Below are 22,168 nucleotides of genomic sequence, written 5' to 3'. Positions count from 1 at the left end.
CGAGAGATCGCCCTATATGGCGGCTTTAGCGGAGCTTGAGCACCAGATGGCAGACTCAGCGGCAGACGCAGGCAAAGTCCTTTCCGCCGAGGCCGACGATCATTTCCACGACGAATGCGGCGTGTTCGGCATCTTCGGCCGCCAGGACGCGGCGGCCATCGTCACGCTCGGCCTGCACGCCTTGCAGCACCGCGGCCAGGAGGCGGCCGGCATCGTTTCCTATGACGGGACTCAATTCCACGTCGAGCGCCATGTCGGCCTGATCGGCGATACCTTCACCAAGCAACGCGTCATCGACAGCCTGCAGGGCAACCGCGCCATCGGCCATACCCGCTACGCCACCACCGGCGGCGCCGGCCTGCGCAACGTCCAACCTTTCTTCGCCGAGCTGGCCGAAGGCGGCCTTGCGGTCGCCCACAACGGCAACCTCACCAATGCGCTCACCGTGCAGCGCGCGTTGCAGAAGCAGGGCTCGATCTTCTCATCGACCTCCGATACCGAAACGCTGCTGCATCTGGTCGCGACCAGCAAGGAGCGCGACTTGAACTCGCGCTTCATCGACGCGATGCGCCAGGTCGAGGGCGCGTTCTCGCTTGTCGCGATGACGGCCAAGAAGATGATCGGCTGCCGCGACCCGCTCGGCATCCGCCCGCTGGTGCTTGGCGACCTTGACGGCGCCTGGATCCTCGCCTCCGAGACCTGCGCGCTCGACATCATCGGTGCCCGCTTCGTGCGCGACATCAAGCCCGGCGAGATGGTGGTGATCACGTCCAAGGGGATCGAGAGCCTGTTCCCGTTCGAGCCGCAGAAGACCCGCTTCTGCATCTTCGAATATGTCTATTTCGCCCGGCCGGATTCCTCCGTCGAGGGCCGCAACGTGTACGAGGTGCGCAAGCGCATCGGCGCCGAGCTCGCGCAGGAAAACCCGGTCGAGGCCGACATCGTGGTGCCGGTGCCGGATTCCGGCACGCCGGCCGCGATCGGCTTCAGCCAGGCTGCGGGCATTCCCTTCGAGCTCGGCATCATCCGCAACCATTATGTCGGGCGAACCTTCATCCAGCCGGGCGATTCGATCCGCCACATGGGCGTCAAGCTCAAGCACAACGCCAACCGCCACATGATCGAGGGCAAGCGCGTGGTGCTGGTCGACGATTCCATCGTGCGCGGCACCACCAGCCAGAAGATCGTGCAGATGGTGCGCGACGCCGGCGCCAAGGAAGTGCATATGCGCATCGCCTCGCCGCCGACTAGCGCGTCTTGCTTCTACGGCGTCGACACGCCGGAGAAGTCGAAGCTGCTTGCCTCGCGCATGTCGGTCGAGGAGATGGCCGAGTTCATCCGCGTCGATTCGCTCGGCTTCCTGTCGATCGACGGGCTCTATCGCGCCGTCGGCGAGGCCGGGCGCGACAACGAGCAGCCGCAATTCTGCGACGCCTGCTTCACCGGCCAGTACCCCACCCGCCTGCTCGACTTCGAAGGCCACGACAATGTGCGCACGCTGTCGCTGCTGGCGAACAGCGGGGCGTAGGGTTGCCGGACTGAATTTGCCTGCGCGCGCCCACCTTACGAAGGCTTGCATATGACCCTCGACCTTTCCGGCCGCGTGGCGGTCGTTACCGGCGCCTCGCGCGGCATCGGCTACTTCATCGCCAGGGAGCTGGCGGCGGCCGGCGCGCATGTGATCGCGGTTGCCCGCACCGTCGGCGGACTGGAAGAGCTGGACGACCAGATCAAGGCCGATGGCCGCGGCCAGGCGACGCTGGTGCCGCTCGATCTTTCCGACATGGCCGGAATCGACCGGCTGGGCGGAGCAATCCATGAACGCTGGGGCAAGCTCGACATCCTGGTCGCTAACGCCGCCGTGCTCGGCGTGATCTCGCCGATCGGCCATGTCGAGGCCAAGACCTTCGAGAAGGTGATGACCATCAACGTCACCTCGACCTGGCGGCTGATCCGTTCGGTCGACCCGCTGCTCAGGCTCTCCGATGCCGGCCGCGCCATCATCATGTCCTCCAACGCGGCGCACTCGGCGCGCGCCTTCTGGGCGCCGTATGCTGCCTCGAAGGCGGCGGTCGAAACGATGATGCGTTCCTGGGCGCATGAGACCGAGACCCTGCCCCTGAGGGTCAACGCCGCCGACCCGGGCGCCACCCGCACGGCGATGCGCGCGCAGGCCATGCCCGGCGAAGATCCGGAGACGCTGCCGCATCCTTCCGAGATCGCCCGCCGCATCGTGCCCCTGGCAAGCCCGGAGCTGAAGGAAACCGGGCTGATCTTCCAGGCCAGGCACAACCGCTTCGTCGCCTACAGGCAGCCGGAATAAGACGCGACCCGGGACGGATGAAATAGGCCTTCGGCTACGTTCTTCGAACGTAGAACATTCGAAAACCGGAGGACCGATATGCGCAGACTTCTTCTCGTTGCGGCCATCGCGACAGCCGTAGCTCTTGCCGCCACGGCGGGCGCCGCGTTCTCGCAAGACGCAAAGATGAGCTTCTTCGTCACCAGCGTCGGCTCCGGCAAGGGCGCCGATCTCGGTGGGCTGAAGGGCGCCGACGCGCATTGCGCCTCGCTGGCTGAAGCGGCCGGCGTCACCGGCAAGACCTGGCATGCCTATCTCTCCTCCAGCACGCAGGATGCGCGCGACCGCATCGGCAAGGGCCCATGGTTCAACGCCAAGGGCGAGAAGATCGCCGACGATGTCGCCTCGCTGCACGGCAGCGCCAACGGCATCACCAAGAAGACGGCGCTCGACGAGAAGGGCGAAGTGGTCAACGGCCGCGTCGACACACCGAACCGTCACGACATGCTGACCGGCTCCAAGCCCGACGGCACCAGGATCGCCGACCAGACCTGCGGCGACTGGACCATGAGCGGCGGCGAGGGTGCTGCGATGATGGGCCATCACGATCGCACCGGGCTCGACGATTCGGCGGCGGCGAAATCCTGGAATTCCTCGCATGCCCGCGCGGCGGCTGCAGCCAGGAGGCGCTCAAGGGTACCGGCGGCGACGGCCTGTTCTACTGCTTCGCCGTGGAGTGAGCCCGGGGGCCTGATTGCTCTTCTTCACGGGTCTGTGAACGGGGCGGTGGAAGCGTGTGCCGCCGCCCCGCTTTCGCCATCCCCGTGGAGTTGGTAGGATCGGTCCGACTCCGACATTCGAGCAAAGCGAGGAATTTCCATGGCTGCCACCCCCAGCGTAGCGTTGGTCTGGTATCTGGTGATCGCCGGCCCGCAAGGCGGCATGGTGGTGCTGCCCAGCACCTTCGACACCCGCGAACAGTGCACCAACGCCGTCGCCGAATATCAGAAGCAGCCGACGCCGCAGGGCTGGGCAGTGCAATGCGTGCCGAGCGCCTCGCCGTTTACCGATGAAGGGGATGCCGAAGAGCCCTCGGCGCAGTAGGGCTGCCCTAACCCGACCTCCGCCTCGCTCGGCAGACCTCTCCCCGGCGGGGAGAGGAGTTTGCCAACGCTGGCGCCAACCTCTTCTCCCCACCGGGGAGAAGGTGGCCGCGTGGCGGCCGGATGAGGGGGCGTCGGGCTTTAGCGTTCAGCACTCACTTTCAATGCCGGCTTGCTGTTGATCGTCTGGAGCACCACGCAGTAGCGCTCGGTGAGCTTTATGAGCGAATCGATGCGCTCCTGTGGCTCGTCGGTGTCGAGACCGAATTTCAGCCTTATTTCGCGGAAGCCGACCGGCGCGTCCCTGGCGACGCCGAGCGTGCCGCGAAAATCGAGGTCGCCCTCGGCCTCGACGGTGGCGTTGCCGAGCTTGAATTCCAGCGCCGTCGCCACCGCTTTCAGCGTCACGCCGGCGCAGGCGACCAGCGCTTCGAGCAACATGTCGCCCGAGCACAGCTCGAGGCCCGAACCGCCGGTGGCCGGATGCAGCCCCGCAATGGCCAGTGCCCTGCCCGTCTCCACCTTGCAGGCGATCGACTGATCATCGAGCGTGCCGCGAGCTCTCAACGTGATCAGCGCCCTTGCGGCGTCCTCGCGATAGGCATCCTTCAGCGGCGCCTGCATGGCCTTGAGTGCGGTCGCGTCCATTGCCTGTCCTTTTCGTCGACTGCTTCCTGTATCGGCATCCACCGTCCGGCCGAGATTTGCCTCGATCGGCCTGGAAGGCAATCGCATTTATCCCGTTGCTGTTCAGACCTGTTGCGCTTGATCTTTTCAAGAAGACGGTCAAGCGCTGCATCTCTTTGTTTCGGCGCGATTTTCCGGGCCGTGAACGTTCCAGATTCTCCATGAACTGCTTTTCCCGGCGGCGCGCCCATATCCCAAATGGGACATTGACGGACGATGCCCCGAAAACGTCTCATCCAGGCGAATGTCGTCTTCCATTTCCGGTGATCCCGCAATGCCACGTACCCTTTCGACGAAGCCGAAACAGGATGGGTTTCGCGCGCCCGGCGAGTTCGAACCCAAATCGGGCTGCTGGCTGATCTGGCCGGAGCGGCCCGACACCTGGCGTCTCGGCGCCAAACCGGCGCAGAAGCTGTTCGCCAACGTCGCCGCGGCGATCGCACAAAGCGAGCCGGTGACGGTGGCGGCTTCCAGCCGGCAGTGGCAGAACGCCAGGGCCCGGTTGCCCGACCACGTGCGCGTGATCGAGATGTCCACCAACGATTCCTGGCTGCGTGACAGCGGTCCGAATTTCGTCATCAACGATCAAGGCGCCGTGCGCGGCGTCGATTGGACCTTCAACGCCTATGGCGGTTTCGACGGCGGGCTCTACTCGCCATGGGACCTGGACGACCTGGCGGCGCGAAAAGTGCTCGAAATCGAGCGGATGGATCGCTATCGCGCGCCGCTGATTGCCGAAGGCGGGGGGCTGCAGTGCGACGGCCAAGGCACGCTCATCACGACGGAGCAATGCCTTCTCAATCGAAATCGCAACGCCCATCTCGGCAAGGCCGAAGTGGAACGGCAACTGGGCGACTATCTCGGCGTCGACGCCATCATCTGGCTGCCGCGCGGCTTCGCCTTCGACGAGACGGACGGCCATATCGACGATGTCTGCTGCTTCGTGCGGCCGGGTGTGGTCGCGTTGAGCTGGACCGACTACCGGGAAGACCCACAATATGAAATCGTGCGCGAGGCCGAGGAGACATTGCGCTCAGCCCGTGACGCGCGTGGCCGCGCCCTCGAGGTGCATCGCCTGCCGCATCCCTTGCCGATCGAGATGACGCCGGAAGAAAGCGAAAGCGTCGATCAGCTCGATTCGACCTGGGCGCGGCCGGCCGGCAACCGGATCGCGGCGAGCTACATCAACTACTATCCGGGCAACAGCGTCGTGGTCGTGCCGGAGTTCGGTTCCGATCTCGACCTTAAGGCGAAGGCAAAGCTGGCCGAACTGTTCCCCGACCACAAAATAGTCGGCATCGAGAACTCGCGCGAGATCCTGCTTGGCGGCGGCAATGTCGCCTGCATCACCCTGCCGGTCTATGCGCCGCAACGGCGGTGAGAGAGGAAGCCGCCGGCCAGACCGGCAGCGAAAAGCGGAATGGAGGCTGCGCAATCAACCCATGCCAGCCTGAAGCGAGAAGGAGGACACTCATGCGCGCCCTAATCCTGTCAACGCTGCTCGCCGGGCTTGCCTGCGGCATCGCCAGCACGGCCTCGGCGGACGAGGAAAAAGTCGTCAATGTCTACAACTGGTCGGATTATATCGCGCCGGACACAGCCGAAAAGTTCGAGAAGGAGACGGGCATCAAGGTCCGCTACGATGTCTATGACGGCAACGAGGTCCTCGAGACAAAGCTGCTCACCGGCGGCTCCGGATATGACGTGGTCTATCCTTCGGCCTATCCGTTCCTGAAGAACCAGGTGAAGGCGGGCGCTTTTCTCGAACTCGACAAATCGAAGCTCGCAAATCACGCGAAGATCGATCCGCAAGCGCTTTCGCTGATCGGGGGCGCCGACCCGCAAAACAAGCATGCCGTGCCATACATGGCCGTCACCGACGGCATCGGTTACAACGTCACCGCAGTCAAGCAACGGCTGCCCGACGCGCCGACGAATTCCTTCGCCATGGTCTTCGACGTCGACGTCGTCAAGAAGCTCTCCGATTGCGGGGTGGCGATGATCGATGCGCCGGCCGAAGTCATCCCCATGGCGCTCAACTATCTGCATATCGACCCAAGATCGACCAATCCCGACGACCTCGCCAAGGTCGAGGAATTGATGGGCAAGGTGCGGCCTTACATCCGCTATTTCCATTCGTCGAAATACATCAACGACCTGGCGAACGGCGACATCTGCGTCGTGCTGGGCTGGTCAGGCGACATCCTTCAGGCAAGAACCCGTGCCGCCGAATCCGCCAAGAAGCTGGAGATCGCCTATTCCATTCCGAAAGAAGGCACGCTCATCAACTACGATACGATGGCAGTGCCGAAGGATGCGCCGCATCCCGACAACGCCATGGCCTGGATCAACTTCAACCTGCGGCCCGATATCGCCGCGGCCAACTCCAGCTATGTCTCCTACGCCAACGCGATCCCTGACTCCCTGCCGTTGATGGACAAGGCGATCGCCAGTGATCCGGGCGTCTTTCCTCCCGATGACGTGAAGGCCAAGCTGTTCGTGGTCACCATCAGCGACGCAAAGCTGCTGCGGTCGCAAAACCGCATGTGGACGCGCGTCGTGACGGGTCAGTAGGCCCGTACGGACGTCAGTCTCGCGCGGCGTCACGAACGGCCGCCAGCAACTCCACCTGGGAGTGCACGCCGAGCTTGCGGTAGACCTGTTTGATGTGGTTGCGGGCCGTGCCCGATGAAATGGAGAGGCTTCGCGCAATGGTCTTGGCGTTGCCGCCGTCGATCAGGTGCCGCGCGATCTCGCTCTCGCGCGGGCTCAGCCGCGATCGCGCGACCTCGATTGCCGCGCCCTTGTCCCGGAGGCGGCACAAGTAAAACAACTTTTCCAGGATGAGCTTGGTCGCACTGCTCGCGGCGCAGGCGAGCGCCAGATCCCGCTCGCCGAAGGGCGGCGCCCCGTTGCGGCGCAGAAAGGTGACATAGCCAGCTGTCAGCCTGTCGAGATTGAACACGCCGGTTATCTCGTCGAAGCTGTCGGAAGGGCCGTAGAATTCGCGATAGTAAGGCGTGAGCTGGAAATCGCCCTTGCGGAGAGCCGATAGCGGCAACAGGAAATCCTGACGGGTGCTGGCGAAGCGCTGGAAGAAGGGATCCAGTCGATAGACGCGGGCATCATAGTCGCGGTTCCAGCGATCGGGGCCGGCGTCGTCGATTGTCAGGGACGTGATGTCGCGGCGATAGAAGCCGACATAGACGCGATCGGAATCGAACAGCACGCCGGCCGCCGCGGTGAAGCGGGCCGACAGTTCTTCGGGCGTCGCGGCGCCAGCCGCGGCAGCGACACCACCGCTCCAGCGCCCAAACTGGTCGAGAGAGAAATTCGAGAGCATTCACACCTAGCGTAGCGCGTGCCGCCGCAAGTTCAACCTGGCCGAATGCCAGCAAGGCCAAGCGGTGCGGTGGCGGTAGAGTTGCTGCGCGGAACTCGACTTGGCGACGCCGAACCGCCGACCATCCGTCATTGCCTTTGACTTCGATCGCCCTGACCATACTTTGCAGGAGTCGTTCCTGCGGAGGCGTCATGCGGCTTACTCTAAAACTTGTCCCCCTCGTTCTACTGATGCTCGCCGCCTTCGCGCCGCCGGCCCTGGCTGAAACCGCGGAACGGCCGGCGCCGACCGGCGGCGTGCTGTCGCTGTTGCCACCGCCGCAGGTGACCGAGCATTCGCTCACCCTCGCCGGCCGGAAGCTCGATTACCAGGCCAAGGCCGGCACGCTGTCGCTCTTATCCGGCAAGGGCGAGGTCACGGCCGAGATCTTCTACGTCGCCTACACGCAGCAGTCGCCCACCCCGGCGAAGGATCGGCCGATCACCTTCGTCTTCAACGGCGGACCGGGCGCGGCGTCGGCTTACTTGCATCTCGGCGCGATCGGGCCGCGCATCGTCGAGACGGCCGCCGACGGCGAGTTCCTGCGGCCGCCGCAAAAGCTCATCGACAATCCCGACAGCTGGCTCGACATGAGCGACCTCGTCTTCGTCGATCCGGTCGGCACGGGCTACAGTCGCGAGGCGCCGGGACATGAGCCGAAGGAATTCTGGAGCGTGGACTCGGACGCCAGTTCGCTCGGCGCCTTCATCCGGCTCTATCTGGCGCAGAACGGCCGCACGGGATCGCCGCTGTTCCTCGCCGGCGAGAGCTATGGCGGGTTTCGCGCGGCGCTGCTTGCCCGCACGCTGCAGGAGGATGTGGGCTTGAGCCCCAGCGGCATCGTTCTGATCTCGCCGGCGTTGGAGTTCATGCTGGTGCGCCCCGATCAGTTCGACCAGTTGCACTGGGCGCTGGAGCTTCCCTCGCTGGCGGCGACCCGCCTGAAGGGCGATGGCCTGACCGGCGACGCGCTGCGCGACCGGCTGGCCGAGGTCGAGCACTACGCGCTCGGCGATTACCTGACGGCGCTGAACAGTGGGCTGGAGCAAGGCGGCAAGCTGGCCAGCGGGCGCGTTTCGGAGATCACAGGCCTGCCGCTCGACCTTGTCGAGCGCAATTTCGCCCGCATCCCCACCGGCCTTTTCGTCAAGGAATTCCAGCGCGCCACGGGCAAGGTGCTCAGCCCCTATGACGCCACCATCGGCACCGCCGACATCGCGCCGCAAAGCGCGCGTGACGCCGGCCCCGATCCGGTGCTTGACCGCAGCGTTCCGGCGCTCACCTCGGCCTTCGTCGCCTATGCTCGCGATGAATTGAACTACCGCACCGACGTCAGCTACCGGCTGCTCAATGGCGAGATCAGCCGCAACTGGGACTACGGCGGTTCGGGGCAAGGCTATGCCGGCGTCATGGACGACCTGCAGCGGGCGCGCTCGCTCAACCCTGCCCTTGGTGTCGTCATCGTCAACGGCTATACCGACCTCGTCACGCCCTATCTCGCCTCGCGCTACCTGGTGAACCAGCTTCCTTCGCTGTCCGACGCCAAGCCGATCCGCCTCGACGTCGTCGATGGCGGCCACATGATGTATCTGAGGCCGGACGGGCGGCGCGCGCTGAAGGAGGCCGCATCGGAGCTCTATCAGGCGACGCAGTGAGATCGCGGCGTTCCCCTATCGGAGGAGCGCGCGAGTCATCATCGCGATAGACCAATGGCGGCATTCGGAAACGACTCTGTGCCAGATTTCGCGAGCTTTGAGCGCATAGCCCAGGCCAAGCCACTGGCGATCTCCGCCGCGATGCGGTGGTGAGGTCACGAACCGGTTCCACTGCCGGCCGTTGAGGGACGGCGCCCGGAAAGGGTTTCAACCGCGTCTTCGATGCCGACAATCTGCCGCTCGACGTCCTCCAGATACAGTCGCCCGGCCACAATCTGACCGTCAATGATCTCGAACAGCGTGACCCCACGCACCTCGAAGGGTTGCCCGTCGGAGCGAGTACCTGACCAATGCCATTCGATCCAGGTCGTGTCACCGTCTTGGACCGAGCGCGTGACCGCCGCGTGGAAGTCAGGTATTCCGGTGAACATGGCCTCCCAGTTGGCGCGCATCCGGTCGCGGCCGACGAAGGCTCTGCCTGGGTGCGCCGGCTGTACGCTTCGATAGTTCTCGTGGATGAGAGCGGTGACGGCGTCGAGATGATGCGCATTCATCGCCGTCACCAGTCGATCGATCACCTCAGTCATCGAAACTCCGGGACTTATGCAGCGCACGCACTAGCGCGCCCTCTCCGTGGTCCGCGCCGATCAAGCCTCAAAACTACCTGATTGGGCTGTGACCGTCCAGCATTGCAAGGCGCCGCACATGCGCGGCCGCCTCCTCAGCGACCACTGCCAAGTGGCTTTGTTCGTGCAAGCGTAAGCATCAGGCGAAAGTAGGCTCGCCGGCCCCTGCCCCAACGCAAGGCCGAAGCTGGCGCAGCGGCATGCCGGTTGGCCGTGGGATGATGATCCCCTGCTGACAGAAGGGTGTCAGGACAGAAAGCGTAGTCTGGCGACAATGACGGACTCTCTCGACAAGCCCGACACATTTATGCATGGCGCGGCCAGCATAGCCGCCGAACGCACGCTCGGCATCGTGCTGGTCTCGGCTTCGGCTGTCGCTTTCGCGCTCACCGGCGTGCTGACCAAGTCGATCCATGCCGATCCGCTGACCATCACCTGCTGGCGCGGTTTCTTCGGCTCGATCCTGATCACGCTCTACGTGCTGTGGCGCCGGCGCCGCTCGGGCGGGCGCGAGAGCCTGCGGCTCGGCTGGCGCGGCTGGCTGCTGGCGGTCGAGGGCGCCGCCGCCAGCATCGCCTTCATCTCGGCCTTCAAATTCACCTATGTCGCCAACGTCGCGGTCATCTACGCGACCTCGCCCTTCATCGCGGCACTGCTCGCCTTCCTTTTGGTGCGGGAGAAAATCCGGCTGCAGACGATGGTTGCCGCCGCGGTGTCGCTCTGCGGCGTCGCCATCATGGTGGGCGCCGGTCTCGGCAGCGGGCATCTGTTCGGCGACGGACTGGCGCTTTTGATGACGGCCGGCAGCGCGCTCTACATGATCATGGTGCGCGCCTTTCGCGATTCACCCGTCGTCTGGGCCGGCGCCGTCTCTGCCTTCCTGCTTTTCGTGCTCGGCTGGTTCGTCACCGATCCGCTGGCCGTCTCAACCCGCGACGTGCTGCTGCTTGCCGCCTTCGGCTGCTCCTTCGCGCTTGCCTCGATCCTGTGGACGGAGGGTTCGCGGCTGATACCGTCCGCCGAAGCCGGCCTGCTCGGCTCGGCCGAGGTGCCGTTCGCCATCCTGTTTGCCATGCTGTTCCTCGGCGAAGTTCCGCCGATGGCCAGCGTTCTCGGTGGCGCCATCGTGCTTTGCGCGGTATTCGCCCATGCCGGACGCGATTGGCTGAGAGCGAAATCGGCGCGTTCGTAAAATTATTTTGCAAGTCACGGAACCATCATTGGCGTGAGGCATTATCGCATCGACGGGTCACCCCCCAAGTCCCCCCAAACCCCTCGACCCGTCCGACTAGAAGCCGACCCGCAAAAAGGTCGGCTTTTTCTTTGGGCGATTGCTGGGCTGACGTGCTGCAGTTTGCGTTCAGGACGGCAAGGCCAGGCCGCCGCCAAGAAGCTCCGCCAGATCCCGCGCCGGACGGCTGGCCTCGCGGCCGAGCCGGATGGCAAAGTCGGTCACCGGCAATGACGGGAGGTCGAGATCGGCAGACGCCTCCACGATGCCGGAATGGGCGAAACGCCGGGTGCGCGGCGTCAGCGCGATGCCGGCGTTGACCGCGGTCCGCAGCCCGGCAAGGCTGGCGCTGCCGGCGGCGATGCGATAGCGGCGGCCGGCGGCGTCGAGCGCATTGAGCGCGGCCTCCCGGAAGCCGCAATAGGGGTCGAGCAGCGCCAGCGGCACCGCTTCCTGCCGCGTTGCCAATCCTTTTTCCGAGCAGAGCCACAGCATCGGCTCGCTGATGAGGGCCGTTTCATCCGGCGATGGGGCATGGCGCATGGTGATCGCAAGGTCCAACTGGCCTGCCTGCAAGGCCGACCCAAGCTCCAGGGAGCGGCCGACGCGCAGCTCGATCCTGACGCGCGGGTGGCTGGCGGCGAAGGCCCTGAGCAGGTCCGGCAGGCCCTGATCGGCAAAATCCTGCGTCGTGCCGATGGCGATGCGGCCGCCGGCGCGCGCGCCTTTCAGCGCCAGCCAGGCCTCGGTGTGGACGGCAAGGATGCGCCGCGCATGGCCGACAAGATCCTCGCCCGCCGGCGTCAGCCCGCGACCCCTGCCCTGTGGAACCAACAACGGCTCGCCGACGATCTCTTCCAGCCGCTGCATCTGCGCGGTCACCGCCGACGGTGTGCGGCCGACTGCGGATGCGGCCTTCGCGAGCGAGCCCGCGTCGACGAAGGCGAGGAAGGTTTTCAGGAGATCGGGATCGAGCGCTTCCATACTTCGATGATATCGAATCATTTATCAAAAACAATTCGATTTTATTGATGTAAAGACAGTGACATGATCCTCCCATCGAAGGCGCAAGGCGCCCACCACGAAGGAGAGAAAGATGCCGATCATCAATGTCAGCGCCACCGGCAAGCCGGACGCCAAACTGTCCGCAGCGATTGCCAAGGAGGTCACCGAGACCACCGCAAAGCTGCTGCGCAAGGATCCGACCATTACGGCGGTCGCTGTCAATTACATCGATCCGCAGCACTGGTTCGCCGGCGGCAAGTCGTTGGCCGAACACGGAACCAACACGTTCTGGCTCGACATCAAGGTCGTCGACGGCACCAACACCAAGCTCGAGCTCGAAGCCTATCTCAAGGCGATCTTCGAGGCTTTCGACGGGCTGCTGGGCGGCGTGCATGAGGAAAGCTACGCCTTGGTGCATGAGGTGCCGGCCGCCGCCTATGGCTTTGGCGGCAAGAGCCAGGAGTTCCGTTTCATCAGCGGCAGGCTGAAGGCGGCGTAGCGCCGTCTTCCTCTTCTCCCCTTGTGGGAGAAGGTGGCCGAGCGAAGCTCGGTCGGATGAGGGGGTGTTGGACGGAGTGCCGCATCGCAAGCTAAGCGCCTCAAAGTGCTTGATTTTCCAGCGCCTCATTTCTTCCAACACTCCTCATCCGTCTCGGCGCTATCGCGCCGATCCACCTTCTCCCACAGGGGGAGAAGAGGGCGTCGCGCCCCCAACATTGACGTTACCCCCCATTCCGCTACCCTCTACCGCCGAAGCGGTCGCTCAAGAGCCGCGCTGGAGGAGACTGGGAGAAGCGGCATGATCCTGACCTTGGCGCTGCTGGCGGGCCTTGTCTTTGCCTGGCTGCTGATCGCGGTGATCGAAAGGTTCCGGCTCGACCTGCGTTTCACCCAGGCGCTGCTCTACGTGCCGTTCAAGCTCGCCTATCGCATCGCCGACAACCGCATCCGCATCGCCCGCAGCGCGAAGACACCGGTGATCTATGTGGTCTCGCACCAGTCGCGCATCGAGCCGGCGCTGATGCTGTCGCTGCTTCCCGACGACACGCTGCACATACTGGACGAGGCTTCGGCGCGCTCGCCCTGGCTGGAGCCGTGGCGCGAGCTTGCCCGTACGATCGCCTTCAATGCCGAGCACGTCTTCGTCAGCCGCCGGCTGGTGCGCGTGCTGAAGGGCAAGGGACGGCTCGCGGTCTATCTGCCCGACAACGTCGAGCCAGACGTCAAATCCTTCCGGCTGTTTCGCGCCATCACCCGCATCGCCATGCAGGCCGACGCGCGCATCGTGCCGATCTTCGTCGCCGGCACGCGCGACCTACCGCTATCGATGACGCCGGCCGACAAGGCGCCCCGGCACTGGTTCCCGCGCCTGTCCGTGAGCGTGCTGGAGCCGATGACCATCGCCGAGCTGGTGGCGCGCAACCCCGACATGGCCTCCAACACCAACGCGCTGTTCGACCGCTTTGCCGAGGCGCGGCTCTACGGCACCAATCTCGATCGTGGGCTGTTCCTCGCCATGCGCGACGCCGCCGACCGCATCGGCCCTTCGCAGCCGATCATCGAGGATGTGATTTCGGGCTCGCTCAGCTATCGCAAGCTGTTCATCGGCGCGCGCGTGCTCGGCCGCCATTTCGAAACCGTGACGGCGCCCGGCGAAGCGGTCGGCGTGCTCTTGCCCAACGCCAATGGCGTGGTGCTGTCCTTCGTCGGCCTGATCTCGGCGACCCGCGTGGCGGCAATGATCAACTACACGGCCGGCCCGGCAAGCGTGACCGCGGCGATCCGCACCGCCGTCATCAGGACGGTCGTTTCCTCCCGCGCGTTCATCGAGAAGGCGGGCATCGACGACATCGTCGCAGCGGTCGAGGCGGGTGGCGCGAAAATGCTGTGGCTGGAGGATGTGCGCGCCGGCGTCACCGTCCTGGACAAGGTCGCCGCCGCGCTTCTGTGGCGCTTCCCGCTGCAGCGGCAGCAGGCGGGCAAACCGGCGGTGATCCTGTTCACCTCCGGCTCGGAAGGCACGCCGAAGGCAGTTGTCCTGTCGGACCGCAACCTGCTTGCCAACGTCATGCAAGCGGAGGCGCGCGTCTCCGTCTCGCCGGCCGACATCCTGCTCAACGTGCTGCCGGTGTTTCATTCCTTCGGCCTAACCGGCGGCACCATCCTGCCGCTGGTGCTCGGGATAAAGCTGTTCCTCTATCCTTCGCCGCTGCACTACAAGATCATCCCCGAGATCGCCCGCAAGGTGAAGCCGACCGTGATGTTCGGCACCGACACCTTCCTCGCCAACTACGCCCGTACCGCAAAGGACGGCGACTTCTCCAGCCTGCGCTTCGTCGTGGCGGGCGCGGAAGCCGTCAAGCCGGAGACGCGGCGCACCTACCGCGAGCGCTTCCAGGCGTCGATCGTCGAAGGCTTCGGGCTGACCGAGGCCGCGCCGGTGGTGGCGGTCAACACCGCCATCCACAGCCGTGACGGCACGGTCGGGCGGCTGCTGCCGGCCATCCGCATGAAGCTGGAGCCGGTCGAGGGCATCGCCGAGGGCGGCCGGCTGTGGCTCGACGGGCCGAACATGATGATGGGCTACATGACCGCCGACCGCCCCGGAGAACTGCAGCCGCTCGAAGGCTGGCACGACACCGGCGACATCGTCTCGATCGACCGCGACGGTTTCATCACCATTCGCGGGCGAGCCAAACGCTTCGCCAAGATCGCCGGCGAGATGGTCTCGCTCGGCGCCGTCGAGATGCTGGTGCAGTCGCTGTGGCCGGAAGAACGCCACGCGGCGGTGGCGGTGCCCGACAAACGGCGCGGCGAGCGCATCGTCCTGGTCACCACCGCCGGTGACGCCAATCCGGAAGAGCTGCGCCAGTTCGGCAAGAAGGCGGGCGCGGCCGAATTGATGGTGCCCAACGACATCATCAAGGTGGACGAGATCCCGGTGCTGGGCTCCGGCAAGACGGATTATGTCTCGGCGCGCAAGCTGGCGATCGACCGGCTGGGACTGGACGTGGCGGCGTAGCTGGGACGTGGGAGAGACAGTATTCCGAGCGCTGGCGGGGCAGCGCCCCCCCTCTGGCGGTATCAGAATTCGTTCGTGGTGGTCGTCGGCGCGCGCAGGAACTCGGCGACTCGAAGTCGCGCGTCTCCAACAGATTCAGCCAATATCCGAAGGCGGCACCTTCTCGCCTTCGCGCATAGCACGCTTCGAATAGGCGCGCACCGAAAACGGCAGGAAGAGCAGATAGCCGGCGACCGAGGCGGTCAGCGTGTACCAGGGATAGGCCATCAGAAGCAGGATGTAGAGCACGACGCCCAGGATGACCGGCAGCACCCTGTCGCCCGGCACCTTGACGCTCTTGCCCGAATAGACCGGCAGCCGGCTGACCAGCAGAAACGCGATCAATACCGTGAAGCCGGTGGCGACGAAGGCGGCCGGCCGGGTGGGCTCCAGCCCAAGCCGCAGGAAGTAGAGATAGAGCGGCAGCATGACCAGCACGGCTCCCGCCGGGGCCGGCACGCCGACGAAATATTCGGTCTGCCAGGCCGGCTGATCGTGGTCTTCGGCCAGCACGTTGAAGCGGGCAAGCCGCATGCCGCAGGCGATGGTGAACAGAAGTGCTGCGATCCAGCCCGGCGAGCCGGCGCGGTCGAGCAGGAAGGCATAGAGCACCAGGGCCGGCGCCACGCCGAAATTGACAATATCGGCCAGCGAATCCATCTGCGCGCCGAATTTCGAGGTCGCCTTCAGCATGCGCGCGAGCCGCCCGTCGATGCCGTCGAGGAAGGCGGCAAGCAGCACCATCACCACCGCAATCTCGAAGCGGTTCTCGAAGGCGAAGCGGATGCCGGAAAGGCCGGCGCAGATGGCAAGCACGGTGACCAGATTGGGCAGCACCATGCGCATCGGGATCTCGCGGATGCGCGGGCCGCCGCTGGCATGGGCCTCGAATTTCTTGAACGGCGCGCCCACCGTTCAGGAAACCCTGACCAAAGGGGTGACCGCGGCGCCGCCGAATTCGGCCAGCACGGTCTCGCCGCCCACCGCCGTCTGGCCGACGGCGACGCGCGGCACGGCGTTCGTCGGCAGGAAGACATCGACGCGCGAGCCGAAGCGGATCAGCCCGAAGCGCTCGCCGATGGCGATCGAGCCGCCCGTTTCGGCCCAGCAGACGATGCGGCGCGCCACCAACCCGGCGATCTGGACGGCGGCGATGGTGCCATTGGGGCTGTCGATGACCAGCCCGTTGCGCTCATTCTCGGCGCTTGCCTTGTCGAGCTCGGCGTTGAGGAATTTGCCCGGCTTATGCTCGATGCGCGTGATCCGGCCGCGCACCGGCGCGCGATTGATGTGGCAGGAAAACACGTTCATGAACACCGAAATGCGGGTCATCTCGCCCGATCCGAGCCCGAGCTCGGCCGGCGGCACAGCAGGACCGACCGCCGAAATCACGCCGTCGGCCGGGCTCACCACCAGCCGGTCGTCGACCGGCGTGACGCGCTCGGGATCGCGATAGAAATAGATGCACCAGGCGGTCAGGATCAGCCCGATCCAGAACAGGACCGAGGAGAAATAGCCGAGAAACAGCGTCGCCGCGCCAAAAGCCGCGATGAAGGGATAGCCTTCGCGATGGATCGGGACGAACGTATTCTTGACCGAGTCGAGAAGCGTCATAGGGCTTGGGCGGTCCCTGTTTCAGGTTGCGCCTCAATAGCGGAAAGGTCCCCTCCCCGCAACGCAACAATGGGGGTGGCGGGCGTCGTCGCTAATAGTCATGACTTTCAGCGCCTACTGTAGGAACCTGGCCATCTCATCCGTCCTAGGCTGGACAACGCGCCCAGGAGCCAGCCAATGTCGTCATCAAACAGCGCCAGGAAAGCCAATCTCATCACCGAAGGGCTCGCCTTTGGCGAGTCGCCGCGCTGGCATGACGGCCGGCTCTGGCTCTGCAACTGGGGCACAGGCGAGATTGTCGCCGTGGAAAACGGCAAGGGCGAGGTCATGCTCACGGTGCCGGCGGTCCTGCCCTATTCGATCGACTGGCTGCCAGATGGACGATTGCTTGTCGTGTCCGGCCGGGAAGGCCTTCTGCTGCGGCAGGAAGCGGACGGAACGCTGGTCACCCATGCCGATCTGCGGGGGTTGTCTAAAAACCCCTGGAACGAAATCGTCGTCGATGGGCGCGGCAACATCTACGTCAATGGCGGCGGGCCGACAGCGGCGCCGGGCGACCATTTCGGACCGGGCACCATCGTGCTGGTCACGCCGGACGGCGCGGTGCGGCAAGTGGCCGACAACATTGCCTTCGCCAACGGCATGGCGGTGACGCCGGACAACTGGACGCTGATCGTCGCCGAATCCCACGCCAGGCGGCTGACTGCATTCGATATCGGCGAAGACGGGAGCCTAGCCAACAGGCGCGTCTGGGCGGATCTCGGCGACGACTATCCCGATGGCATCTGCATCGATGCCGAAGGCTGCGTATGGTATGCCGACGTGCCCAACCGGCACTGTATCAGGGTCCGCGAAGGCGGCGCCAAAATCGACCGCGTCGAGGCCGATCGAGGCTGCTTTGCCTGCATGCTGGGCGGAGCCGACGGCAGGACACTGTTCATCCTCGCCGCCGAATGGCGCGGTTTCGAGAACATGGTGAGCGATGCCCGCACCGGTCAGGTGCTGAGCATCGCCGTATCCGCGCCGGGAGCCGGATGGCCTTCTTACAATTCCGGCACGCGCCGATAGTTGGCGATGTCGGCCTTGACGCCGAGGCGCTGGATCGTTTCCTGGGCGCTGAAGGCGATGCGCTCATGCGCCGCCTTGACGATCGGCACCACCTTGTCGACCGCGGCCTGGCTTTCCCATTCGACCATGGTCACGAGGTTGAATTCACCGGGGCCGGAGAATTGCTCGAGCAGGAAATCCTGCACGAAGCCCTCCTGCCGGCGCAACAGTTCGTGGGTCATCCTGGCCTTGGCGAGGATTTCCTCGCGCGCTTGCGCCGGCACGACGAACTTATCGACCCGGAACACGCTGCCGGTGCGGTGGTTATTGGTGTTCATTTTTTGTCCATCTCCGTTTGCCTGGCAGGTGGCTCGGAGACGGTTTGCAAGCTCAAGGTAGGTTCAGGTCAAGGGGAATTTTCGACTGTCAGGAGGCGCGGCGCCGAAGCTGCTGATCTCCCCCCTTGTGGGGGAGATGTCCGGCAGGACAGAGGGGGGCGCGAAGGAACGGGGCCTTTCTGATTTCAGCGAGGACGAACCGCGAGCCGGCAGATGTTTGTGGATCTGGAAAGCGTCGACAGGGTCGGCGGAACAGCGCCCCCCTCTGCCCTGCCGGGCATCTCCCCCACAAGGGGGGAGATTAGCGCTCCATCGTCTCAGCTCACCTCCGACGTCCTTCTCCTCACAATAACTCCCAGCTCGTCGCCCTCGCGGGCAAGGCGCAGCCGCTCCTCGGCTTCGGTCGCCTCGCGCTGGCGGTCCCACATCGAGGCGTAGAGGCCGTGCCTGGCGAGCAGCGCGGCATGGGTGCCGCGCTCGGCGATCTGGCCGTCTTTCAACACTATGATCTCGTCGGCCGAGATCACCGTCGACAACCGATGAGCGATCACGATGGTGGTGCGGCCCTTGCTGACCAGGTCGAGCGCGGCCTGGATCTCCTGTTCGGTCTGGGTGTCCAGGGCCGAGGTCGCCTCGTCGAGCATCAGAATCGGCGGCGCCTTGAGGATGGTGCGGGCTATCGCGACGCGCTGCTTCTCGCCGCCTGAGAGCTTCAGGCCGCGCTCGCCGACCATCGAGCGGTAGCCTTCGGGCAGCTTGGCGATGAACGGTCCGATCTGGGCAAGCTCGGCCGCCTTGCGCACCTCCTCCTCGCTGGCGCCGACGCGGCCGTAGCGGATGTTGTAGGCGATGGTGTCGTTGAAGAGCACCGTGTCCTGCGGCACCATGCCGAGCACGGCACGCAGGCTCGCCTGCGTCACATCGCGGATGTCCTGGCCGTCGATCAGCACCTGGCCGGACTGCACGTCATAGAAGCGGAACAAGAGCCTCGAGATCGTCGATTTGCCGGCGCCGGAGGGGCCGACGATTGCCACCGTCTTGCCGGCCGGCACCTCGAAGGAGACGCCCTTCAGGATCTTGCGGTTCGGATCGTAGGAGAAGTGCACGTCGCGGAACTCGACCTTGCCGGAGCCGACCTTCAGCGGCCTGGCGCCCGGTTTGTCGACGATCTCCTGCGGCACGTCGAGCAGGTCGAACATGTGCTCGATATCGGTCAACCCTTGCCGGATTTCGCGATAGATAAAGCCGATGAAGTTGAGCGGCACCGAGAGCTGCATCAGCATGGCGTTGATGAAGACGAAATCTCCGACCGACTGCGTGCCAGCCTGCACTTCCAGCGCCGACATGCACATGACGACGACGGTACCGAGACCGAAGATGAAGCCTTGGCCGAAGTTCAGCCAGCCGAGCGACGTCCAGGTCTTTGTGGCCGCGATCTCGTAGCGCGCCATCGAGCGGTCGAAGCGCTCGGCCTCCATGCGCTCGTTGGTAAAATATTTGACCGTCTCGAAGTTGAGCAGGGAGTCGATCGCCTTGGTGTTGGCGTCGGTGTCGCTGTCGTTCATGTCGCGGCGTATCGAGATGCGCCAGTCGCTCGCCTTGACCGTGAACCAGACATAGATCCACACGGTGACCGCCACCACGGCCACATATTTCCAACCATAGGTGTAGGCGAAGATGCCGGCGGTCAGGGCGAATTCGAGGATGGTCGGCGCCGTGTTCAGCATGACGAAGCGCACGATCGTCTCGATGCCCTTGGTGCCGCGTTCGATGATGCGCGACAGCCCGCCGGTGCGGCGCTCGAGATGGAAGCGCAGCGACAGCTGGTGCATATGCACGAAGGTGCGGAAGGCGAGTTGGCGCACCGCATACTGGCCGACGCGGGCAAATAGCGCATCGCGCAGCTGGTTGAAGCCGAGCTGCACCAGCCTGAGCACATTATAGGCGATGACCAGCATCACCGGCGCGAGCATGAAGGCAGGCAGCGGCGGCGGCGTCTTCGAGCCGTGGGCCAGCGCATCGGTCGCCCATTTGAAGAAATAGGGACCGGCGACCAGCGTGACCTTGGCGACGACCAGGAGCAGGGTCGCCCAGGTGACGCGCGCCCTGAGGTCGGCCCGGTCGGCGGGCCACATATAGGGCCACAGGTTGCGCAGTGTGGTGAGGGTGCCGGATTCGGCGGAGACTGTCTTGTCGGCCACTATTCTTGCCTTTTGGGTGGGAGGGTCAGCGGCTGGCGCAGCAGGAATTGACGAGTTCACGGAGCGAGGCGGAGACGCCCGCCAGTGCGGCATGATCAACCGCGTAGCGCGAGCGCTGGCGATCGGCCTCGAAGCTGACGAGCCCGGCCTCGACCAGGATTTTCAGATGTTGCGAAACCGTCGACTGGGCGAGATCGAGATGGTCGACCACCTCGCGGCAAGAGCAGCAACGGCTGGCCGAAAGATGCTTCAGGATCTCGATGCGCGCCGGATGCGAGAGCGCGGCGAGGCGCAGCGCCATGGCGCGGCTGTCGGCGCAGCGGCTTTCGAGGGATTCGGTCATCGTCCATCGGCGATAGACGATGAAGGGTGACAGGGCAAGCTAGGCGGATGGGTAGCAAGGGCAATCTCCCCACAAGGTGGGAGATCGGCCAATCACCCCCTACTCCGTCTTCGGCGTGGTCACCTGGTCGCCGATGGCCTTCATGTCGGCCGGTTCGCCTTCCTTCGACTTGCCGGGCACCTTGAAGACCTGGCCGGGCCAGATGCGGTCGGGATCGCGGATCTGGTCCTGGTTGGCGAGGTAGATGGTCGAGAAGCGCGTGCCGTGGCCGTAGACGCGGCGCGAGATGCGCCAGAGGGTGTCGTTGCGGCGGATGATGACGGTGCCGTCGGCATGCTCGAGCTTCGGCGCGACGGTCTCCGACACGCCGGTCGACGGTGTTGCCTCGGCGACCTTGGCGGGCGCCTCGGCGGGCTTGGTCCCCGCAGTGGCCGAAGCCGCGGGCGCCTCGGCATCGGCGGTCGCCGGCTTGGTCTCGCCCGTCTTGGTCTCACCTGGCGCGACGGCGGCGATCGATTCGCCGGGCTCGCGCTCGAACGGCACGGCGGCGCGGGCGACGACCTTGACGCCGTCATTGTCGAGGCCATCGACATGGATGGTGTAGTTGCCGACCGGAATGTCGCGCTTCGCCTCGATCAGGAAATGACCGTCGCGCGAGGTCTGCGCATCGCCGAGCAGGATGGCATCGGCATAGGCGCGCACCTTGCGGCCGGGATCGGCCGTGCCTGCGACGAAGATCTTGCTGCCGTCGATCTCGACCGCTTCGACAACGATCTTTGGTTCACCGGTCGCCGGCGCGGACGCCTGGTCGCCGGTGGCGGTCGTTCCCGGAGCCGCCGCCTGCTTGGAGGCTGCTGGCGCGGCCGGCTTGGTTCCGGCTTCAGGAACGGTGATCAGTTGCGCGGCCTTGCCCGGTTCCTCGACCATCGCCAAGACCTGGCCCGTCGGGCTCTGCGGCACGGAGACGACAGCGGTCTGGGCCGAGGCGACGGCAGCGCCGCCGACCGTCTGGCGCAGCGTGATCGTATAGTCGCCCGGCTTCAGCGGATCGTCGAGCACGATGGCGAAGGCGCCGTCAGGGCCGGAATCGGTCGAGCCGAGCACCGTTGCGCCATTCAGGATCTCGACCTTGGCGTTGGGCGCGGCGCTGCCAGCGACGACGATCGAGCCGTTGCCTTCGACGCGCACCACATCGAAGGTCGGCAGCGTCGGACCGGCGGCGGCCGGTGCCGTCGCGCCGTCGGCGGGTGCCATCGTGTTGGCCGGCGCCATCGTAGCAGGAGCCTGGGGCACGCGCCCCTCGGTGGTCGTGCCCGAGGATTCGGCCGGTTTCGCATCGGTCTGCGGAAGTGCCGCGACCTGCGCCGGTTTCTGACCGACATAAGGATCGAGCGCACCCGACCCATAGGCGACCGCCGCAACGACGACGATGCCGCCCGTCGCGAACAAAAACGCCCTAGAAGGATTGATAGCCATAACTCTGTATTGCCCCCTTAGCCACCTAACGCTCGGTCTAGCGTGTTTTCTCCAAGCTCACAAGAAAAAGCCCGTCCGCGGGCTTGACCCGGCCAAC

20 protein-coding genes and 1 pseudogene are annotated in these 22,168 nt (G+C 65.1%); 11 read left to right on the top strand and 10 right to left on the bottom strand.

Annotated elements, in window-relative coordinates; translation table 11 throughout:
• Positions 1-46: 46 nt before the first annotated feature.
• The 4 genes and pseudogenes from purF to F3H96_RS26460 all read left to right on the top strand — a co-directional run bounded on the left by purF (position 47) and on the right by F3H96_RS26460 (position 3,406).
• Positions 47-1,528 (top strand): amidophosphoribosyltransferase, encoded by a 1,482-nt coding sequence (purF, locus tag F3H96_RS26475; protein ID WP_149804618.1) that lies wholly within the window; start codon positions 47-49, stop codon positions 1,526-1,528.
• A 51-nt stretch (positions 1,529-1,579) separates the two neighbouring features.
• Positions 1,580-2,323 carry an SDR family NAD(P)-dependent oxidoreductase gene (locus F3H96_RS26470; RefSeq protein WP_149804617.1) on the top strand — a complete coding sequence of 248 codons (744 nt, stop codon included), beginning with the start codon at positions 1,580-1,582 and terminating at the stop codon, positions 2,321-2,323.
• A 78-nt stretch (positions 2,324-2,401) separates the two neighbouring features.
• Positions 2,402-3,042 (top strand): annotated as a pseudogene (locus F3H96_RS26465) (hypothetical protein).
• Positions 3,043-3,181: 139 nt separating this feature from the next.
• Entirely contained in the window at positions 3,182-3,406 is a 225-nt protein-coding gene (locus F3H96_RS26460; RefSeq protein WP_149804616.1) for a hypothetical protein, read from the top strand.
• A 140-nt stretch (positions 3,407-3,546) separates the two neighbouring features.
• Here the strand turns inward: F3H96_RS26460 and F3H96_RS26455 are convergent, their stop codons facing one another.
• Complete coding sequence (locus F3H96_RS26455; protein WP_149804615.1) at positions 3,547-4,053, bottom strand: OsmC family protein; 507 nt, start codon at positions 4,051-4,053, stop codon at positions 3,547-3,549.
• A 313-nt stretch (positions 4,054-4,366) separates the two neighbouring features.
• Here F3H96_RS26455 and aguA point away from each other — a divergent pair, with 313 nt between their 5' ends.
• Both aguA and F3H96_RS26445 read left to right on the top strand, forming a co-directional pair.
• Positions 4,367-5,473 (top strand): agmatine deiminase, encoded by a 1,107-nt coding sequence (gene aguA / locus F3H96_RS26450; protein WP_149804614.1) that lies wholly within the window; start codon positions 4,367-4,369, stop codon positions 5,471-5,473.
• 92 nt (positions 5,474-5,565) lie between these two features.
• Positions 5,566-6,666: a polyamine ABC transporter substrate-binding protein gene (locus F3H96_RS26445; RefSeq protein ID WP_149804613.1), complete on the top strand. Its 1,101-nt coding sequence runs from the start codon at positions 5,566-5,568 to the stop codon at positions 6,664-6,666.
• A gap of 13 nt (positions 6,667-6,679) precedes the next feature.
• On the opposite strand, the gene F3H96_RS26440 is transcribed toward F3H96_RS26445, so the two are convergent.
• Positions 6,680-7,435: a helix-turn-helix transcriptional regulator gene (locus tag F3H96_RS26440; RefSeq protein WP_149804612.1), complete on the bottom strand. Its 756-nt coding sequence runs from the start codon at positions 7,433-7,435 to the stop codon at positions 6,680-6,682.
• A gap of 191 nt (positions 7,436-7,626) precedes the next feature.
• On the opposite strand from F3H96_RS26440, the gene F3H96_RS26435 reads away from it, so the two are divergent.
• A complete protein-coding gene (locus F3H96_RS26435; RefSeq protein WP_149804611.1) occupies positions 7,627-9,129 on the top strand; it encodes a peptidase S10 in 1,503 nt (500 codons plus the stop codon).
• A gap of 155 nt (positions 9,130-9,284) precedes the next feature.
• On the opposite strand, the gene F3H96_RS26430 is transcribed toward F3H96_RS26435, so the two are convergent.
• Complete coding sequence (locus tag F3H96_RS26430) at positions 9,285-9,716, bottom strand: nuclear transport factor 2 family protein (RefSeq protein WP_149804610.1); 432 nt, start codon at positions 9,714-9,716, stop codon at positions 9,285-9,287.
• Positions 9,717-10,062: 346 nt separating this feature from the next.
• On the opposite strand from F3H96_RS26430, the gene F3H96_RS26425 reads away from it, so the two are divergent.
• A complete protein-coding gene (locus F3H96_RS26425) occupies positions 10,063-10,947 on the top strand; it encodes a DMT family transporter (RefSeq protein ID WP_149804638.1) in 885 nt (294 codons plus the stop codon).
• 168 nt (positions 10,948-11,115) lie between these two features.
• On the opposite strand, the gene F3H96_RS26420 is transcribed toward F3H96_RS26425, so the two are convergent.
• Entirely contained in the window at positions 11,116-11,970 is an 855-nt protein-coding gene (locus tag F3H96_RS26420; RefSeq protein ID WP_149804609.1) for a LysR substrate-binding domain-containing protein, read from the bottom strand.
• 112 nt (positions 11,971-12,082) lie between these two features.
• Between F3H96_RS26420 and F3H96_RS26415 the strand changes: the two genes are divergently transcribed.
• Positions 12,083-12,490: a 4-oxalocrotonate tautomerase family protein gene (locus F3H96_RS26415; RefSeq protein WP_149804608.1), complete on the top strand. Its 408-nt coding sequence runs from the start codon at positions 12,083-12,085 to the stop codon at positions 12,488-12,490.
• Between the two features lie 300 nt (positions 12,491-12,790).
• On the top strand, positions 12,791-15,013 hold the full coding sequence (locus F3H96_RS26410; RefSeq protein ID WP_149804607.1) for an AMP-binding protein: 2,223 nt from the start codon (positions 12,791-12,793) through the stop codon (positions 15,011-15,013).
• A gap of 135 nt (positions 15,014-15,148) precedes the next feature.
• On the opposite strand, the gene pssA is transcribed toward F3H96_RS26410, so the two are convergent.
• Together pssA and F3H96_RS26400 are read right to left on the bottom strand one after the other, a co-directional pair.
• Positions 15,149-15,892, bottom strand: a complete 744-nt coding sequence (pssA, locus tag F3H96_RS26405) for a CDP-diacylglycerol--serine O-phosphatidyltransferase (RefSeq protein ID WP_244620162.1) — start codon at positions 15,890-15,892, stop codon at positions 15,149-15,151.
• Positions 15,893-15,967: 75 nt separating this feature from the next.
• A complete protein-coding gene (locus tag F3H96_RS26400; RefSeq protein WP_149804605.1) occupies positions 15,968-16,666 on the bottom strand; it encodes a phosphatidylserine decarboxylase in 699 nt (232 codons plus the stop codon).
• A 177-nt stretch (positions 16,667-16,843) separates the two neighbouring features.
• Here F3H96_RS26400 and F3H96_RS26395 point away from each other — a divergent pair, with 177 nt between their 5' ends.
• Complete coding sequence (locus F3H96_RS26395) at positions 16,844-17,734, top strand: SMP-30/gluconolactonase/LRE family protein (protein ID WP_149804604.1); 891 nt, start codon at positions 16,844-16,846, stop codon at positions 17,732-17,734.
• On the opposite strand, the gene F3H96_RS26390 is transcribed toward F3H96_RS26395, so the two are convergent.
• From F3H96_RS26390 to F3H96_RS26375, 4 genes are all read right to left on the bottom strand, one after another.
• Complete coding sequence (locus F3H96_RS26390; RefSeq protein ID WP_149804603.1) at positions 17,710-18,051, bottom strand: antibiotic biosynthesis monooxygenase; 342 nt, start codon at positions 18,049-18,051, stop codon at positions 17,710-17,712. The genes F3H96_RS26395 and F3H96_RS26390 overlap by 25 nt on opposite strands.
• 317 nt (positions 18,052-18,368) lie before the next feature.
• Entirely contained in the window at positions 18,369-20,252 is a 1,884-nt protein-coding gene (locus F3H96_RS26385) for an ABC transporter ATP-binding protein/permease (protein WP_149804602.1), read from the bottom strand.
• Positions 20,253-20,277: 25 nt separating this feature from the next.
• A complete protein-coding gene (locus F3H96_RS26380; protein ID WP_149804601.1) occupies positions 20,278-20,595 on the bottom strand; it encodes a metalloregulator ArsR/SmtB family transcription factor in 318 nt (105 codons plus the stop codon).
• A gap of 99 nt (positions 20,596-20,694) precedes the next feature.
• Complete coding sequence (locus F3H96_RS26375) at positions 20,695-22,071, bottom strand: LysM peptidoglycan-binding domain-containing protein (protein ID WP_149804600.1); 1,377 nt, start codon at positions 22,069-22,071, stop codon at positions 20,695-20,697.
• Positions 22,072-22,168 lie beyond the last annotated feature (97 nt).

The sequence above is a fragment of the Mesorhizobium sp. NFR06 genome (genome assembly GCF_900115245.1).
In the GTDB taxonomy this organism is placed as follows: domain Bacteria; phylum Pseudomonadota; class Alphaproteobacteria; order Rhizobiales; family Rhizobiaceae; genus Mesorhizobium.
This window is presented reverse-complemented; position numbering and strand designations above follow the sequence as displayed.